We start from the raw sequence: 16,974 nt of genomic DNA, 5'->3' as shown, positions 1-16,974 counted from the left end.
TCAATGTGGCGGCAGCTTAGACAAGCGGTTGCCGCAGCGGAACTGTGGAGGCCGCGATACGCGCCGCAAAGGATCGGAGAGGTCGATCCGCCCCGCCGTATGTGTCCCCCGAGACACGAATCGCCACGTCTTGCCCGTCCCGGCCGGACGATCCATCCCCTCGGGCCATGCGGCTGATTCTCTCGCTGGCGGTGCTCCTGGGGCTCCTCGCGCCGAAGATGGGCGCGGCGCTGGCCGGGCTGGCGCCGGGCGTCGAGAGGGTCGTGATCTGCGCCGGCGACGGGATGCGCGTGATCCATCTGCGCGGCGGCGTCCCGGTCGAGGTCGACCTGCCGGAGCTTGCGCGCTGCGCCCCCGCCGCGCCGCCCCCGCCGCCCGCCGCGGCGCCGGACGCCTGGCGGGCCTTGGCCGCCGTCTTCGCGCTGGCCCTTCCGCCGCCGCCCGCGCTGCCCGCGCGCGCCACTTGGCGCGGACCGCCGCCGAGCCATGGACCGCCCCTTCCTGCCTGATCCACGAGCACCCTTCCGATTAAGCCAGAGAGGCCGACATGAGACTTTTCCAAGCTGCCGCCATCCTCGTCGCGGCAACCCCCGCCCTCGCGCACGACTACGCGGTGGGCGGCATCACCGTCGATCACCCCTTCGTCTTCGCCACTCCGCCGGGCGCGCCCGTCGCGGGGGGCTACATGACCATCACGAACGAGGGCGCGGACGACGTCCTCCTCTCCGCCGAGATCCCGGAGGAGGTGGCGGGGATCGTCCAGCTCCACGAGATGACGAACGAGGACGGCGTCATGCGCATGTCCGAGGTCGCGGGCGGGATCGAGCTGCCTTCGGGTGAGACCGTCACCCTGGCGCAGGGGGGGCTGCACGTGATGTTCATGAACCTCGCCGGCCCGCTGGAGGAGGGCGCCGAGATCCCCGCGACGCTGACCTTCCGCGACGCCGGCAGGCTGGACGTGGTGTTCGACGTCGAGGCCCGGGGCGCGCGCGATGGGGCCGGCCACGGGGGCATGGACCACGAATCGGGCACGGCCCCCGCGTCCCGATGACCTTTCCGGGAAGGCGGCACGGCGCGCCTTCCCTTTCCCCCTCCCATGGCTAGTGTGCGCGCATCCGCCCCGCCGAAGAGGGCGACCCAACGGGAGGAAGCGTCATGCTCCGTCACATCGTCCTGGCCACCACGGCCGCCGCCACCGCCCTGCCCGCCTTCGCGGAGGAGTGGGACGTCTCGCTCTGGGGCGCGCGGCGGGCCTTCACCGAGCACGTCGAGAAGCTGGCCGAGCTGGTCGAGGAGAAGACGGACGGCGAGTTCACGTTGAACATCTCCTACGGGGGGCTCTCCAACAACCGCGAGAACCTTGACGGCATCTCGATCGGCGCCTTCGAGATGGCCCAGTTCTGCGCGGGCTATCACGCCGACAAGAACCCCTCGATCACCGTGCTCGAGCTGCCCTTCCTCGGCATCTCGACCCTCGAGCAGGAGCGCGAGATCAGCCAGGCCCTCTACGAGCATCCCGCCGTGCAGGAGGATCTGTCCCGCTGGAACGCGACGCTGCTGATGCCCAGCCCCCTGCCCCAGTACAACATCGTCGGCACCGGCGAGGCGCCCCGGACGCTGGACGACTACGCCGGCCTGGCGGTGCGCGCGACGGGCGGCATCGGCCGCGCCATGGAGGAGGTCGGCGCCGTCCCCACCTCCATGACCGCGTCCGAGGTCCGGCAGGCCATGGATTCGGGCGTCATCACCGCCGCGAGCTTCGCCCCCCACGCCCACATGAGCTTCGGCACCGTCGAGAACGCCGACTGGTGGACCACGAACCTGAACCCCGGAACGGTGAACTGCCCCGTGGTGGTGAACACCGACGCGCTGGAGGCGCTGCCCGACGAGTACCGCGAGGCGCTGCTCTCCTCCGTGGACGAGGCGCTGGACTACTACGTTACCAACTACGAGGGCGCGACGATGGACGCCTGGGGGCCGATGCTGGACGAGAAGGGCATCGAGCAGGTGACCTATTCCGACGAGGACCTCGCCGCCTTCCGCGAAGCCGTCGCCGAGCCCGCCGCCCAGGCCTGGATCGAGGAGAACGCCGCCCGCGGCCTTCCCGCGCAGGAGCTCTACGATTTCGTGACCGGCATGGTCGAGCAGGACGGCTGATCGGCGCGGGGCCGGCCCTTCCCGGCCTGCCCCGAACCCGACCCCATGGCCGGCCCCACCAACATCCTCTCGGACGGCTCCGCGCTGAGCCGCCTCGACCGCGCGCTCTTTCGCGTGGAGGGCTGGCTCGCGCTGATCGCGGGCCTCGCGGTGCTGGGGCTGATGGCCCTTGCGGTGGTCAGCGTCGGGGGGCGGAACTTCCTGGGCCGGCCCCTCTCGGGCTACGTGGACTGGATCGAGCTGGCGATGCCCTTCATCGCCTTCCTCGCCATCTCCTACACGCAGCGCCTGGGCGGGCACGTCCGGATGGACATCGTGATCGGGCGGCTCGGGGGGCGGACGCTGTGGGCGGCGGAATGGCTGACGACGCTGCTGACGCTCGCGCTGGCGGTCGCGCTGTGCTGGGGCACCTGGCAGCATTTCGGGCGAAGCTTCGACTGGGACATGCCGCGCTTCTCGCGCGATTCGTCCATCGACATCGGCCTGCCGCTCTGGCCGGCGAAGCTGGTCGTGCCGGTCGCCTTCGCGATCCTGTCGCTGCGGCTGGCGCTGCAGCTCTGGGGGTTCGGACGGGCCTTCGCCCGGGGCGAGGAGCGGCCCGTCGCCGTCCCCCTGATCGAGAGCGCGGCCGAGGTCGCCGCCGCCGAGGCCGCCGCCCTGGAGCGGGCCGGCCGATGAAGGGCGCGGCCCGCACCGCGGGGGGCCGGGGGTCCGCGCGACCGGCGAAGGGGGAACGATGACCTCGCTGGAGATGGGCCTCTGGGTGACGGGACTCCTCCTCGTCCTCGTGGTGCTGGGGATGCGGGTCGGCTTCGCGGCAGGGCTCGCAGGGCTCGCGGGCCTCGTCTGGAACTTCTGGGAGAAGAAGGACTACGCCTGGGGCGAGCTGGGCTGGGCCATCTCGGTCGCCGCGCAGCAGGCGGGCCAGGTGCCGCATTCCAAGGTCGCGTCCCAGGCGCTATCGCTGATCCCGATCTTCATCCTGATCGGCTACCTCGCCTATCATGCTGGGCTGACGCGGGCGCTGTTCGAGGCCGCCAAGCGCTGGGTCGGATGGCTGCCCGGCGGCCTCGGCGTGTCGACGGTCTTCGCGACGGCGGGATTCGCGGCCGTCTCGGGCGCCTCCGTCGCGACCTCGGCGGTGTTCGCGCGCATCGCCATCCCCGAGATGCTGTCCATCGGCTACGACCGGCGCTTCGCCGCGGGCGTCGTGGCGGCGGCCGGCACGCTGGCCTCGCTGATCCCGCCCTCGGCGATCCTCGTGATCTACGCCATCATCGTCGAGCAGGACGTGGGCACGCTGCTGCTCGCGGGGTTCGTGCCGGGGGCGTTCTCGGCCCTCGTCTACGGCGGGCTCGTCGTCGGGATGGCGGTCGCGTGGCGGGGCCTCGGCCCGCCGGTGCGGGGGTTCACCTGGGGCCAGCGCCTCGCCTCGCTGCCGGGCGCCCTGCCCATCGTGGGGGTGATCGCGATCATCATCCTCTTCGTCTACAACCCGTTCGGCGACGCCTTCGGCACGCCCACGGAGGGCGGCGCGCTCGGGGCGGCGCTGATCCTCGTCATCGCGCTGGCCAAGGGGATGGGATGGCGCGACCTGGCCTCGGCCCTCCTCGAGACGGCCAAGCTGACGGCGATGATCTTCACCATCATCTGGGGCGTGCTGATCTACGTGCGCTTCCTGGGCTTCGCGGACCTGCCTTCGGCCTTCGCCGGCTGGATCGGCGGGTTGGAGCAGTCGCCCTACATGACGCTGGTCCTGATCCTGCTGGCCTATGCGGTGCTGGGCATGTTCATGGACGCGATCGGGATGCTCCTGCTGACGCTGCCCATCGTGTTCCCGGCCGTGATCGCGCTGAACGGCGGGCCCGGGGTCGCGGCGGCGGACAGCCCCTTCGGCCTCTCCTCGGTCGAGGTGGGCATCTGGTTCGGCATCATCGTCGTGAAGATGGCCGAGTTCTGCCTCATCACCCCGCCCATCGGCCTGAACTGCTTCGTGGTGGCCGGCGTGCGCGACGACCTCTCCGTGCAGGACGTGTTCCGCGGCGTGACGCCCTTCTTCATCGCGGATGCGCTGACCATCGCGGCGCTCGTCGCGTTCCCCGCCATCGTGATGTGGCTGCCACGCCTCCTGCTGTCGGGCTAGGCGGCCCCGCGGTCCGCGCCGGGGGGAAGGGACGGGCCCCTCCCGTGCCGGCGGCGCGGCCCGGGCGCTATTCCTCGATCTGGGCGCGGTCGAACGTGGCCACGTCCGAGGTGCCGTCGTCGTAGACGATCTGCAGCGCGACCTGCCCCACCTCGCCCGCGCCGTAGGTCCGGTAGGGCGCCACCTCGCCGCGGATCTCGTTGGGCGTGTCGGCGTCGCGGTAGCAGGGCTCCATCTCGCGGACGTCGAGGGGGCCGCCGTTCACGGAGACGCGCACCTCCGACAGGCCGCAGCGCCAGCTGTCGATCTGCGTGAAGTAGAGCAGGTCCTGACCCTCGAACTCCCTGAGGGAGACCCACTGATCCTTCGTCCGCGAAAGGATCGGACGGACCTCCGCGGCGGTGGTGAACTGGCCGGTGTCCTCCTCGGGGGCGAAGGTCGGGATCGGTGCCAGGGCGGGCCGGGCCGCGGCTTCGCCCTGAGGCGGCAGGGTGGCGTCGAAGGCGGCGGGCGGGATCGGCTGCATCGGGACGCCGGCCGTCCCGACGACGCTTGCGACCACCAGGCCGCCCAGGAAGAAGAGTTCGAGCATCACGCGTGTCCTCCGATGGCGTGCGAGGCCGCGTTGCGCCGCCCCGCCAGCCGCCATACTAGACGTCCCATGCCCCCCGGACCAACCGTCGATCCCGCCCGGCCGCCCGATGGGGGCGGCTTCGATCTTCTGGCGGTGGGCCAGCGGGGCCGCGTCGGGTACGAGGCGTGCCTTCTGGCGGCGACCCTTGCCGCGCACGACCGCGGCTTTCCGGGACGGCTGATCGTGGCCGAGCCGCAGCCCGGCCCCCTCTGGCCGGACGATCCGCGGATGGACGACGCGCAGCGCGGCCTCCTGCACGACCTCGGGGCCGAGATCCGCCCGTTCGAGAGCCGCCGCTTCGGCCACGACTACCCCCACGGCAACAAGATCGAGGCGCTGCGCGTGCTCGAGCCGGATCGGGGGTTCCTCTTCCTGGACAGCGACACGGCCGTTCTCGCGCCTCTCGGCGGGCTGCCGGTCGCGACCTCCGCGCCCACCGCCTCGATGAACCGCAGCGACACCTGGCCGACGGAGTACACGCTCTACGGCCCCGAGCGGGAGGAGATATGGGCCTCGCTCTACGGGATGTTCGACCTCGACTACGCCTCGTCGCTGGATACGGACCATCCCCCGGGGGCCTGGCGGCGGAACCTCTATTTCAACGCGGGCTGGTTCTGCGGGCCGAAAGCCGGCCCCTTCGCGGAGCGATACGCCGACTGGGCCGCGCGGGTGCGGGACGACCCGCCGGCGGCCGCGCGGTTCCAGTCCTACGACCCGTGGCTCGATCAGGTGGTGCTGCCCCTGGTCGTCCACTCCCTCGGCGGGGGGCGGCCCGGGGCGGGATTCGCCGCGCTGGACGACGGGGCCACTTGGCACTGGCGCGCCCTGCCGCTGGCTTGGGCGACCGGAACGAATGCCGCGCTGGAGGCGCTTCGGGCCGCGGCCGCGCCGAACCCGGTGAAGAAGGTGCTCAAGCGCTACGATCCGTTCAGGCTGTTCCTCTACCAGAACCGCGGCCGCAGGGCCCGCGCCCTCTTCGAGGACGGCCTGCCCCGCAAGGAGCAAGCGGTCCGCAACAGGCTGAAGTCTCAAGGGTTGTGGATGCGATGACCGAGCTGCACGGCGTGATCCCCTATCTGCCCACCCCGCTGACCCCGGCCGGCGAGGTGGACCGCGGCGCCCTCGCGCGGGTTTGCGAGCACCTGATCGGACGGGGGGTGCACGGCCTCTGCCCGCTCGGCTCGACGGGCGAGTTCGCCTATCTCGGCCGGGACGCGAAGCGCGCGGTGGTCGAGGCGGTGGTCGAGGCCGCGGCCGGGCGGGTGCCGGTGATCGCCGGGGCGGCCGCCACCGCGACGGCGGACGCCGTGGCGCAGGCCCGCGAATGGGAGGCGCTGGGCGCCGACGGCATCCTCGCCGTGATGGAGGCCTACTTCCCCGTCCCCGAGGACGGCGTGGTCGCCTATTTCACGGCCATCGCCGACGCGACGGGCCTGCCCGTGACGCTCTACACCAATCCCAGCTTCCAGCGCAGCGACCTCGGCCTCGGCGCGCTCGAGCGGCTGTCGCGGCACCCGCGCATCGCGTACCTGAAGGACGCGTCGACGGACACGGGGCGCCTTCTGACGATCCTGAACCGCTTGGGGGACCGGCTGGGGGTCTTCGCCGCCTCCTCCCACGTCACGGCGGCGGTCATGCTGATCGGCGGGCGGGGCTGGATGGCCGGCCCCTCCTGCCTCGTGCCGGAGGCGTCGGTGCGGCTCTACGACTTCTGCCGGGCGGGGCGGTGGGACGCGGCGATGGCGTTGCAGCGCGACCTCTGGTCGATGAACGAGCTCTTCGCGCGCTACCAGCTCGCCGCGGCGATCAAGGCCGGGCTGCGGCTGCAGGGCCTCGACTGCGGCGACCCCGCGCCGCCGCAGACGCCCGTCCCGCCGGAGGGCCTGGCCGAGATCGAGGCCGCGCTCGGCCGTCTCGGGGCGCTGTGACCGGACGCCCCGTCGCCATGCGGCGCTGGACCCTCTAGCCGACGCGGCGCACAAACCCCGGCAGGAGGGACCGCCATGACCGATGAGAACGCCCAGGGCTTCGACACGCTGCAGATCCACGCGGGCGCGAAGCCCGACCCGGCGACGGGCGCGCGGCAGGTGCCGATCTACCAGACCACCGCCTACGTCTTCCGCGACGCCGACCACGCCGCCGCCCTCTTCAACCTGCAGGAGGTGGGGTACATCTACTCGCGCCTTACGAACCCGACCGTGCAGGCGCTGGCCGACCGGCTGGCCGCCCTGGAGGGGGGCGCGGGCGCGGCCTGCTGCTCGTCGGGGCACGCGGCCCAGATCATGGCCCTGTTCCCCTTGATGATGCCGGGGCGGAACATCGTCGTCTCGACCCGCCTCTACGGCGGCACGGTCACGCAGTTCACCCAGACCATCAAGCGGTTCGGGTGGGAGGCGCGGTTCGTCGACTTCGACGACGAGGACGCCGTGCGCGCGGCCATCGACGACGACACCCGCGCCCTCTTCGGCGAGGCCATCGCCAACCCGGGCGGCTACGTCATGGACGTGCCGGCCATCGCGCGCATTGCCGACGCGGCGGGCGTGCCGCTCATCATCGACAACACCAGCGCGACCCCCTGGCTCGTCCGTCCGATCGAGATGGGGGCGACCGTCGTCGTCCACTCGACCACCAAGTTCCTGACGGGCAACGGCACGGTGACGGGCGGCTGCGTGATCGATTCGGGCCGCTTCGACTGGGCCGCCTCGGGCAAGTTCCCCTCCCTGTCGGAGCCAGAGCCCGCCTATCACGGCCTCAGGTTCGCCGAGACGTTCGGCCCGATGGCCTACACCTTCCACCAGGTCGCGATCGGGCTGCGGGACCTGGGGATGACGATGAACCCGCAGGCGGCGCATTACACCCTCATGGGGGTCGAGACCCTGAGCCTGCGGATGGCCCGGCACGTCGCCAACGCCGAGAAGGTCGCCCGCTGGCTGGAGGCGGACCCCCGCGTGGACCGCGTGACCTATGCCGGCCTGGAATCCTCGCCCTACCACGAGCGGGCGAAGGTCATCTGCCCGAAGGGGGCGGGCGCGCTCTTCACCTTCGCGCCGAAGGGCGGCTACGATGCCTGCGTCGCGCTGATCGCGAACCTGCGGCTCTTCTCGCACGTCGCGAACCTGGGCGACGCGCGCAGCCTCGTGATCCACTCGGCCTCCACCACGCACCGCCAGCTGACCGAGGAGCAGCAGCGCGCCGCCGGGGCCGACCCGGAGGTGGTGCGCGTCTCCGTCGGGATCGAGGACGCGGACGACCTGATCGCCGATCTCGACCAGGCCCTCGCCCAGGCCGCCGCCTGAGCGGCGCGCGGCCGGGCGGGTTCCCGCCTCGGGCGAGGCACCGGCTTTTCCCGGCCGCCCCCTTGGTCTAGCAAAGGAGGGGCGGCCCTCTCGCCGCCCCGTGGGGACGGGGCACGGGCCGCCGAGCCGAGGGACGGAGGCGCCGGTGAACGATCCGCGACATGCGCTCGATCTCGACCACGAGGCGGTCTCCCTCCTCGTCAGGCGCCCGGACGGCTGGCGCGAGATGGGGAGCGTGCGCCTCGACGACCCCGACCGCGACGCCGCCTTCGCGGACCTGCGCGCCCGCGCCGCCGCCGAGCTGCCGGAGGGCGCGCGCGTTCCCGTCCGGCTCGTGATCCCGGACAGCCAGATCCTCTATCTCACGGTCGAGGCGCCGGGCGCCGATCCGGCCGAGCGCCTCGCCGCGACCGAGGCCGCGCTGGAGGAGCGGACGGGCCACGACGTCTCCGAACTGGCCTTCGACCTGCAGGACGGGACGGGCGACGCGCGCCTCCTCGCCGTCGTGGCGCGCGAGACGCTGGCCGAGGCGGACGGCTTCGCCGCCGCGCACGGCTTCGCGCCCCTCTGCCACGTGGGCCGGCCGGGCCCCGCCGCCGGCTTCCGGGCCGAGCCCTATTTCGGAACCGCCGAGACCGCCGCCGACCTTCTTCCGGAGGGCGAGACCCCCGGGCGTGGCGGACCGCCGATCCGGGTCGTCGGACCCGACGCCGGCCCCCCGCCCGCGCTTCCTGTCTTCCAGCCCTCCGCGCCGCGCGACGTGGACGACCCTATGGCGCCCGCCGCGCGTCTCGGCGCCACCGCCTCGCGGCTGAGCTTCGGCGCCGCCGCCGACCTGCCGCCCCCTTCGGCGGATCCCTCGCCCGTCGCGCCGCCCCTCTTCGTGGCGCGCCGCGACCCCGAAGGGCCGCGCGCGCCGGGGGACCTTCCCGCCCCGGCGCGTCCCATGGCGGACGCCGATCCCGACGGGGGCGGCCTTCCGGCCTTCCTGCCCCCGCGGCCGGATTCCACGCCCGAGGGGGACGACGCCGTCCCCGTGACCACCCCGCGCCTCGCGCGGAGCGGCGACCCCGCCCCTGCCCCCGCCGACGATGCCGACGAGGCCGACGAGGCCGACGAGGCCGAGCCGAGCTTCCTCGTCGAGCTGCGCCGCCGCCGAGAGGAGGCCCGCGCCGCCCCCGCCCCCTCCCGCCCCGTCGCGGTGCCCCCGGCGCCCGCGCCGCTGCCCCGCGACGAGGCGGAGGCCATGACCATCTTCGGCGCCCGCGACTTCGAGGAGCCCTCGCGCTGGCCCGCGGCCGCCGCGCTGGCGCTGGCGGTGGTCCTCGTCGTCTCGGCCCTCGCGGGCGGGACGTGGTGGGCGTGGCGCAGCCTGATGGAGGGCGATCCGCTCGCCGACGTGCCCGAGGCCGCGGCCCCCGTGATCCTGGCAGCCGATCCAGCGCCGGAAGAGGAAGGCTCGGCAGCACCCGCCCCGGTCGTGATCGCCGCGCCCGAGCCCGGGCCCGTGACCCCCGCCACCGTGGACGCCCCGGCGGACGCCACCGTGGACGCCCCCGTGGACGCCGCGGCGCCGACCCCGGGCGAGGTGGAGCCCGCGGCGCAGCCCCCCGCCGAGCTGGAGCGGCCTCGCCTCGCCACCGTGGACATCGCGCCGCCCGCGCCCTTCCCGTCGGCCATCGAGACCGCCGCGACCGAAAGCGACCCCGGCGAGGCCGACGCCCGTGCCTCCTATGCCGCGACCGGCATCTGGCAGCTCGCGCCCCGCGCGCTGCCGGACCCCGCCGGCGTCGGCGGACCCGTCCGCCTGCCCGGCGCGGCCGAGGGCGCCCCGTCCGCCGGCCCCGTCCCGGGCGCGCCCGGCAACGTGCCGGCCGAGGCGGCGCCGATCCTCGTGTCGTTCCCGCCCACCGGGCCCGACATCGTGTTCGAGCTGGACGAGCGCGGTCTCGTGACCGCGACCCCGGAGGGCACGCTCGCGCCTGGGCAGGTCACCGTGTTCGCCGCTCAGCCGCCCCGCCGCCCGCCCGAGCGTCCGCCATCGCCCGCGCCCGCCGGCGCGGCCCGGCCCGACCTCCGCCTCGCGGGCGCGCGTCCCTCCGCGCGTCCCGCCCCCGCCGGTGCGGCGGTCCTGCCCAATGGGGTCGCCGCCGCCATCCCCGCGGACGAGGGTTCCGGCCCCCAGGTCGCCGAGGCCGAAGCCCTCGCGGCCGCCGCCGCGTCGGCGATCCTTGGCGGGGCGACGCCCGCCACCGCGCCGGCAGAGGGCCCCGGGGCCGCAGGCACCTCCGGCGGAACGGCCGAGGCCTCCGGCGCGGCGGACCTCGTTTTCGGCACCGAAGGCCGCCCCCCCGCGCGCGGGGGGGCGACGGCCGAAGCCGCGCCTCAGCCAGAGACGGGCCTCGTCACAGGTCTCGTCTTTGGCCCGGACATCGTCGCAGGCCGACCCGCCGGGCGGCCAGGCGCCGCCACGGCGGGCGAGCGTTCCGTCGATTCCGAAGGCATCGAATCCGCGCTCGCCGCCGCCTCCGTGGCCGCCGCGGGCGCCTCCCTGTTCCGACCGGAGGACGCCCAGGCCGCCCTGGAGGAGGAGGTGCCCGGCGCCTCCGTCTATGCGGTCGTCCGGTCCCTCCGGCCGGGGGACCGTCCCTCGGGCCTCGCGTCCCGCGCGACCTCGATCCGGGAGGCCCGCGCCGAGCAGGAGCGCGCCGCCTCGCCCCCCACGCAGGCGGCCCCCTCGTCGGCGCCGGCGATCCCGACCAGCGCCTCCGTGGCCCGCACGGCGACGCAGGACAACGCGATCCGCCTGCGACGGGTGAACCTGATCGGCGTGTACGGCAGCACCGCGCAGCCCCGCGCCCTCGTGCGCCTGCCCTCCGGCCGGTACGAGCGGGTCCGCGTCGGCGACCGCCTCGACGGCGGGCGGGTGCAGGCGATCCAGGGCGACCGCCTGCAATACGTCCGGGGCGGCCGCGCCGTGGTGATCGAGGTTCCCGGCTCCTAGCCGGCCTCGAGGACGCCACGCTCGATCTGGTCGCGCTCGATCGCCTCGAACAGGGCCTGGAAGTTGCCCTCGCCGAAGCCGTCGTCGCCCTTTCGTTGGATGAACTCGAAGAAGATCGGCCCGATCATGGTCTTCGAGAAGATCTGCAGCAGGATCGACGTGTCGCGCGTGCCGTCCGGCCCGGTCGTGGTCCCCTCGCCGTCGATCAGGATGCCGTGCTCGGCCATCCGGTCCAGCGGCTCCTCGTGGCCGGGCACGCGGTCGCGCGACATCGGGTAGTAGGCCGGGGGCGGCGGCGGCATGAACGTCAGGCCCCGTTCGGCGATGGCCGCGACCGATCCGTAGATGTCGTCCGTGCCCACGGCGATGTGCTGGATGCCCTCGCCCTTGTAGCGTCGAAGGTACTCGACGATCTGCCCGGTCTCGCCCCTGTCCTCGTTGATAGGGATGCGGATGCGCCCGCAGGGCGAGGTCAGCGCGCGGGAGATCAGTCCCGTGTGCCGCCCCTGGATGTCGAAGAACCGGATCTCGCGGAAGTTGAACAGCCGGCCGTAGAACTCGAACCAGCGATCCATGTTGCCGCGGAAGACGTTGTGCGTGAGGTGGTCGAGATAGTGGAAGCCGACCCCTTCGGGATGCGCCTTCGCGTGCCAGTCGAACTCGTCGTTGTAGACCGACCCCTCGCGGTGGCCGTCGACGAAGTAGATCAGGCTGCCTCCGATGCCCCGGATCGCCGGGCGGTCCATCGTCAGCCCCTCGGACGCCGGCTCGGCCCCTCTCGCCACCGCGTGGTCGAAGGCCGCGCGGGCGTCGGCGGTCCGCCACCCCATGGCGGGGGCGCAGGGTCCGTGCTCCCCCGCGAAGCGCATCGCGTGCGAGCCTTCGGCCAGGCCGAGGAGATAGGAGACGTCGCCCTGCTGCCAAAGCTGGGCCCCGTTAAGGCGGTGCGTGGCGACATGGGCGTAGCCCATGCGGCGGAACTGCTCGCGGATCGCCTCGGGGTCGGGGCCGGCGAACTCGACGAACTCGAATCCGTCCAGTCCGGCCGGGTTGTCCTCGGTGATGCCGGTGGCCGGGGCGTCGTGCGGGAAGGGGCCCATGAAATTCTCCTCCTCGGTGGCTCGGCCGTGACCTAGCCTGATGGGGATGCGCGTTCCGCGCATTCTCGGCGCACGATCAGCTGCGGATGCGGCGATGTTGCGCCGGTCCCGCCCCCGATGCAGGATACTCGCATGGACGACACCGACCGCGAGATCCTGCGCCTTCTCCAGCGCGATGCGCGCCTCACCTCGGACGAGCTGGGACGGCGCCTGGGCCTCTCGGCCTCGCAGGCGGGCCGGCGCCGCCAGCGGCTGGAGGAAGGGCCGATCCGCGGCTACGCGGCATGCATAGACCCCGGCGCCGCGGGCCTCGGGGTGCAGGCCTTCGTCCAGGTCGGGATGGCCAGCCACGGCCGCGACGAGCACGCCGCCTTCGCCCGCCTCGCCGAGACGCTGCCCGAGGTGACCGAGGCCTTCACCCTGACGGGCGACGCCGACTACCTCCTGCGCGTCTGGTGCGCCGACCTCGCCGCGCTCAACCGCCTCGTGCAGGAGCGGCTGCTGCCGCACTCCGCGGTGGGGCGCGTGCGCTCGCAGATCGTGATGCAGCAGCTGAAGGCCGGCGCGCCGCTGCCGGTCTAGGCCCAGTTCAGCCGGGGCGGGCGCAGAAGGACCGCTCGCCCGCGCGCCAGCAGGCCCCCTCCCGCGCCGCCTCCGCCCCGTCCAGCATGGCGGGCGGGCCGGTCCGCACCTCCGCGCGCCCGCCACCCTCCAGCCGGTAGAGGGTGATCGCTTCGCCCCGGGCCACGGCGGTCTCGGCGACGCAGCGCCGTTCGGGACCGGCATCAGCCCGGCAAAGGAAGGGCACGGGATACCCTCGCGATTGGGGGGGCATCCTGCGGAACACCTGCACGCAGGCGGTGGGGCTTCCCCTGCCCTCGCAGGCGAGGCGCAGCGCCCAGTCTGGGGCCGGCCCCTGCCCCGCGCGCGACAGGCGGGCCCAGTCCGCCGGGCGGGGCAGCGGCTGCAGCGCGGGGTGCCGCGGCGGCGGGGCCGCGACGGCACCCCCGCCGCCTCCCGCCACGCTGGCCCCCGGCCCCGTGCCGCCGGTTCCTTCAGCCGCCGCCGTCCCGGCCGCGAGAAGCACGGCCGCCGCTGTGACCCATCCCTTCATCGGGCGGACACTGGCCCGGGCGCGCCCCCGCGCGCAAGCCCCGCGCGCGCTGGCTGCGGCGGGCGCGGCGCGCTATTGCGGGGCATGGATGCCGCGCTCCTCTCGGCGACGATCTACCTGCTCGCCGCCGTGGTGGCGGTGCCGCTCGCGACGCGCCTCGGGCTCGGCTCCGTGCTCGGCTACCTTCTCGCGGGGATCGCGATCGGGCCGGTGCTCGGCCTCGTGGGGGCCGAGACCTCGCAGGTGCAGCACGTCGCCGAGTTCGGCGTAGTGATGATGCTGTTCCTCATAGGCCTCGAACTCGAGCCGCGCGCGCTCTGGGACATGCGCCGCAAGCTGATCGGGCTGGGGGGGCTGCAGGTCGCGCTGACCGCCGGCGCCGTGGCGGGCGTCGCCACCCTCCTCGGCCTCGAATGGCGCACGGCGCTGACGGTGGGGGCGATCCTCGCCCTCTCCTCCACCGCGATCGTGCTGCAGACCCTGGACGAGAAGGGGCTGATGCAGACCGGCGGGGGGCGCAACGTGTTCTCGGTCCTCCTGACGCAGGACATCGCCGTGATCCCGATGCTGGCGCTGATCCCGCTGCTGGCGGTGACGGAAGGGACGGGCGGCGACGGCCACGCCGCCCCCGCGGCGGACGCCGCCGCCGTCCCGGCCGAGGCGCTGGCCGCGTCCCTTCTGGGGCTGACGGACGGGATGCCGGCCTGGGGCGTGACCCTCGCCACGCTCGCCGCGGTCGGGGCGGTGATCCTCGCGGGGGTCTACCTGATCCCGGCCGCCTTCCGCTTCATCGACCGGGCCGGCCTGCGCGAGATGTACACCGCCTTCGCCCTCCTGCTGGTCGTCGGCATCGCGACGCTGATGAACATGGTCGGCCTCTCGCCCGCGCTCGGCACCTTCCTCGCTGGCGTCGTCCTCGCCGGGTCCGAGTTTCGGCACCAGCTGGAATCGGACATCGAGCCGTTCAAGGGCCTCCTCCTCGGGCTCTTCTTCATCACCGTGGGGGCGGGCATCGACTTCGGGCTGATCGCCGCGGCGCCGATGACGCTGCTGTCGTTGACGCTGGGGCTGATGGCCCTGAAGGCGGCGATCCTCCTCGGGCTCGCGCTGGCCTTCGGGCTGGGGGGGCGTGACCGGGCGCTCTTCACCCTGTCGCTCGCCCAGGCGGGCGAGTTCGGGTTCGTCCTCGTCGCCTTCGCGCGGGGACAGGGCGCGCTGCCCGGCGCGCTGCCCGAGACGCTGCTCGTGGTCGTAGCCCTCTCGATGCTGCTGACGCCGCTCTTCTTCATCCTCTACGAGGCGGCGGTGCGCCGGATGGGCGATGAAAGCGAGCAGCACCCCCCCGACGAGGTCGACCACCAGGGCGAGGTGCTGATCGCGGGCGTCGGTCGCTTCGGGCAGGTCGTGAACCGCCTCGTCTCGGGCTCGGGCTTCGCGACGACCGTGCTCGACGCGGACCTCTCCATCGTGCAGACGATGCGCCGCTTCGGGTTCCGCACCTATCTGGGCGACCCGACCCGCCCGGAGGTGCTGGAGGCCGCCGGCCTCAGGGACGCCGCCGCCCTCGTGGTGGCCGTCGACGTGCGCGACGCCGCGACCCGCCTCGTGCGCGAGGCGCGGCGCCGCCGGCCCGATCTGCACATCGTCGCGCGCGCCCGCGACCGCCTGCACGTCTACGAGCTCTACGAGGCGGGGGCGGACGACATCGTGCGCGAGATGTTCGACTCCTCGCTCCGCGCGGGGCGCTACGTCCTCGAGCATCTCGGCCTGACCGACTACGAGGCCGCGCGCGCCGAGCAGGCGTTCTACGCCCAGGACCGCCACAACCTGCGCGAGCTCGCGGACGTCTGGGACCCGGACGTCCCCCTGACCGAGAACGCGGCCTACATGGCCCGCGCCCGCGAGGGGAACCGCCAGATGGAGGCCGCGATCATGGCCTCCCTCCAGGAGAGCCGGAAGAAGGACGCGGCCGGCGGGACGCCCCCGGAGGAAGGGGCCGCCTGAGGGGCCCGCCTCAGGCTTCGGCGGGCGGGGTCGCGGGCGCGCGGGACGCCAGGACGGACTGGATCTCGGACCCGGCCTGATCCTCGGGGATGTCCTTGGCGGCGGCGATCTCGCGCGTCAGCCGCTCCAGCGCGGCCTCGTAGAGCTGCCGCTCGGAATAGGACTGCTCGCGCTGGTCGTCCGTCCGGTGCAGGTCGCGCACCACCTCGGCGATGGCGATGAGATCGCCCGAGTTGATCTTCTGCTCGTATTCTTGGGCGCGGCGCGACCACATCGCCTTCTTCACGCGGGCCTTGCCCTTCAGGGTCTTCATCGCCTTGTCCACGATGTCCCCGGCCGCGAGGGCGCGCATGCCGACGGCCTCGGCCTTCGCGGTGGGGACGCGCAGGGTCATCTTGTCCTTGGCGAAATCGACGACGAACAGCTCCATCTCGGTTCCCGCGACCTCCTGGGTCTCGATTCCGGTGATGGTGCCGACGCCGTGGGCGGGATAGACGACATTCTCGCCGATCTCGAAAGCACGTTTCTTGGCCATTCGGGGATGGTCCTCCGGGGTATGGTGAAGCGGGCCGGTATCACGGATCGCGCCCCGCCCCAAGGGAGCCCGCCCGTCGCGGACGTCGGGCCCCCTCGGGAAGGCCGCAGGCCCCCAGCCACGCCCGGGGGACGGTCCCGCGGGCGGGAATAGGGGGGGGCCGCTCAGCCGCCCTCGCCGGCCTCCTCGGAGAAGAGCTCCATCTTGCCGGGCTTGCCGTCCATCTCCTCGGCGGAGGGGAGCGGGTCCTTCTTCGTGATGATGACCGGCCAGATCTCCGAGTACTTGCGGTTGAACTCGACCCATTTCTCCATGTCCGGCTCGGTGTCGGGCCGGATCGCATCGGCGGGGCATTCCGGCTCGCAGACGCCGCAGTCGATGCACTCGTCCGGGTGGATCACGAGGGCGTTCTCGCCCTCGTAGAAGCAGTCCACGGGGCACACCTCGACGCAATCGGTGTACTTGCAGGCGATGCAGTTCTCGGTGACGACGTAGGTCATCTGCGTCCCTTCGGCTCGGCGGTCGTCGGCGCTGCCGCTTGCGTCGGCGCCGCCGCTTCTCGCGATGGGACGTATCCACCGCCCGGGCGGGGTTCAACCGCCCCCCGGCCCCTCACCGCGCAATCGGTCCATCCTCCTGCGGTCGCGCCCGGTGGGGCGGCCGCCTTCCTCGCGGCGGGGCGCATCGGGAACGTGGTCCGGGCGGGGCGGCGGCGGGGGGGACAGATCCTCGTAGCAGGCCCGCGCCTCGGGGGCGGGACCGCGCCGGGGCGGCAGCGACAGGACGCGTACGACGCGCACCCGGCGGCCCTGGGGAAAGGTCAGCGTGTCACCCGGGGCGACGCCGCGATGGGGCTTGCCCGTGGCCTCGCCGTCAATCCTGACGCGTCCCTCCTGGACCAGGCGCGCGGCGAGGCCACGGGTCTTGAAGAAGCGGCAGAAGAAGAGCCAGCGGTCCAACCGCTGCGTCTCGCGCGGCCCCTCCAAA

17 protein-coding genes are annotated in these 16,974 nt (G+C 73.5%); 11 read left to right on the top strand and 6 right to left on the bottom strand.

Translation table 11 applies throughout. The annotated features are described in order from the left end of the window. The first annotated feature begins 167 nt into the window (after positions 1-167). From BCF33_RS01820 to BCF33_RS01800, 5 genes are all read left to right on the top strand, one after another. The gene (locus tag BCF33_RS01820) at positions 168-509 is read left to right on the top strand and encodes a hypothetical protein (RefSeq protein ID WP_106159233.1); all 342 of its coding nucleotides are present in this window, start codon (positions 168-170) and stop codon (positions 507-509) included. A gap of 38 nt (positions 510-547) precedes the next feature. Then, a complete protein-coding gene (locus tag BCF33_RS01815) occupies positions 548-1,051 on the top strand; it encodes a copper chaperone PCu(A)C (RefSeq protein WP_106159232.1) in 504 nt (167 codons plus the stop codon). A gap of 104 nt (positions 1,052-1,155) precedes the next feature. Next, positions 1,156-2,157, top strand: a complete 1,002-nt coding sequence (locus tag BCF33_RS01810; RefSeq protein WP_106159231.1) for a C4-dicarboxylate TRAP transporter substrate-binding protein — start codon at positions 1,156-1,158, stop codon at positions 2,155-2,157. A 45-nt stretch (positions 2,158-2,202) separates the two neighbouring features. Next, entirely contained in the window at positions 2,203-2,835 is a 633-nt protein-coding gene (locus BCF33_RS01805) for a TRAP transporter small permease subunit (RefSeq protein ID WP_106159230.1), read from the top strand. A gap of 58 nt (positions 2,836-2,893) precedes the next feature. After that, positions 2,894-4,300, top strand: coding sequence for a TRAP transporter large permease (locus BCF33_RS01800; protein ID WP_106159229.1), 1,407 nt, complete (start codon positions 2,894-2,896; stop codon positions 4,298-4,300). A gap of 67 nt (positions 4,301-4,367) precedes the next feature. Here BCF33_RS01800 and BCF33_RS01795 read toward each other — a convergent pair whose 3' ends face one another. Beyond that, positions 4,368-4,892 (bottom strand): hypothetical protein, encoded by a 525-nt coding sequence (locus BCF33_RS01795; RefSeq protein ID WP_106159228.1) that lies wholly within the window; start codon positions 4,890-4,892, stop codon positions 4,368-4,370. A 69-nt stretch (positions 4,893-4,961) separates the two neighbouring features. Between BCF33_RS01795 and BCF33_RS01790 the strand changes: the two genes are divergently transcribed. The 4 genes from BCF33_RS01790 (at position 4,962) to BCF33_RS13970 (ending at position 11,234) form a co-directional block, all read left to right on the top strand. Then, a complete protein-coding gene (locus tag BCF33_RS01790) occupies positions 4,962-5,984 on the top strand; it encodes a hypothetical protein (RefSeq protein WP_106159227.1) in 1,023 nt (340 codons plus the stop codon). After that, positions 5,981-6,862, top strand: coding sequence for a dihydrodipicolinate synthase family protein (locus tag BCF33_RS01785; RefSeq protein ID WP_106159226.1), 882 nt, complete (start codon positions 5,981-5,983; stop codon positions 6,860-6,862). Before BCF33_RS01790 ends, BCF33_RS01785 begins: the two co-directional genes overlap by 4 nt. A 75-nt stretch (positions 6,863-6,937) precedes the next feature. Continuing rightward, positions 6,938-8,230 carry an O-acetylhomoserine aminocarboxypropyltransferase/cysteine synthase family protein gene (locus tag BCF33_RS01780; RefSeq protein ID WP_106159225.1) on the top strand — a complete coding sequence of 431 codons (1,293 nt, stop codon included), beginning with the start codon at positions 6,938-6,940 and terminating at the stop codon, positions 8,228-8,230. Positions 8,231-8,375: 145 nt separating this feature from the next. Further along, positions 8,376-11,234 carry a hypothetical protein gene (locus tag BCF33_RS13970; protein WP_106159224.1) on the top strand — a complete coding sequence of 953 codons (2,859 nt, stop codon included), beginning with the start codon at positions 8,376-8,378 and terminating at the stop codon, positions 11,232-11,234. Here the strand turns inward: BCF33_RS13970 and hppD are convergent. Further along, the gene (gene hppD, locus BCF33_RS01770) at positions 11,231-12,334 is read right to left on the bottom strand and encodes a 4-hydroxyphenylpyruvate dioxygenase (RefSeq protein ID WP_106159223.1); all 1,104 of its coding nucleotides are present in this window, start codon (positions 12,332-12,334) and stop codon (positions 11,231-11,233) included. The genes BCF33_RS13970 and hppD overlap by 4 nt on opposite strands. Positions 12,335-12,466: 132 nt before the next feature. Between hppD and BCF33_RS01765 the strand changes: the two genes are divergently transcribed. Next, entirely contained in the window at positions 12,467-12,916 is a 450-nt protein-coding gene (locus BCF33_RS01765; protein WP_245883685.1) for an Lrp/AsnC family transcriptional regulator, read from the top strand. A gap of 7 nt (positions 12,917-12,923) precedes the next feature. Here the strand turns inward: BCF33_RS01765 and BCF33_RS01760 are convergent, their stop codons facing one another. Next, on the bottom strand, positions 12,924-13,448 hold the full coding sequence (locus BCF33_RS01760) for a hypothetical protein (RefSeq protein WP_146132764.1): 525 nt from the start codon (positions 13,446-13,448) through the stop codon (positions 12,924-12,926). A gap of 84 nt (positions 13,449-13,532) precedes the next feature. On the opposite strand from BCF33_RS01760, the gene BCF33_RS01755 reads away from it, so the two are divergent. After that, positions 13,533-15,452: a cation:proton antiporter domain-containing protein gene (locus BCF33_RS01755; protein WP_106159220.1), complete on the top strand. Its 1,920-nt coding sequence runs from the start codon at positions 13,533-13,535 to the stop codon at positions 15,450-15,452. Between the two features lie 10 nt (positions 15,453-15,462). Here BCF33_RS01755 and BCF33_RS01750 read toward each other — a convergent pair whose 3' ends face one another. From BCF33_RS01750 to BCF33_RS01740, 3 genes are all read right to left on the bottom strand, one after another. Beyond that, the gene (locus tag BCF33_RS01750; RefSeq protein WP_106159219.1) at positions 15,463-15,987 is read right to left on the bottom strand and encodes a CarD family transcriptional regulator; all 525 of its coding nucleotides are present in this window, start codon (positions 15,985-15,987) and stop codon (positions 15,463-15,465) included. 164 nt (positions 15,988-16,151) lie between these two features. Further along, positions 16,152-16,487, bottom strand: a complete 336-nt coding sequence (gene fdxA, locus BCF33_RS01745; RefSeq protein ID WP_106159218.1) for a ferredoxin FdxA — start codon at positions 16,485-16,487, stop codon at positions 16,152-16,154. Between the two features lie 93 nt (positions 16,488-16,580). After that, on the bottom strand, positions 16,581-16,973 hold the full coding sequence (locus BCF33_RS01740; protein ID WP_106159217.1) for an RNA-binding S4 domain-containing protein: 393 nt from the start codon (positions 16,971-16,973) through the stop codon (positions 16,581-16,583). Position 16,974: the final 1 nt, after the last annotated feature.

It is taken from the genome of Hasllibacter halocynthiae, from assembly GCF_003003095.1.
GTDB classification, from domain to species: Bacteria; Pseudomonadota; Alphaproteobacteria; order Rhodobacterales; family Rhodobacteraceae; genus Hasllibacter; species Hasllibacter halocynthiae.
This window is presented reverse-complemented; position numbering and strand designations above follow the sequence as displayed.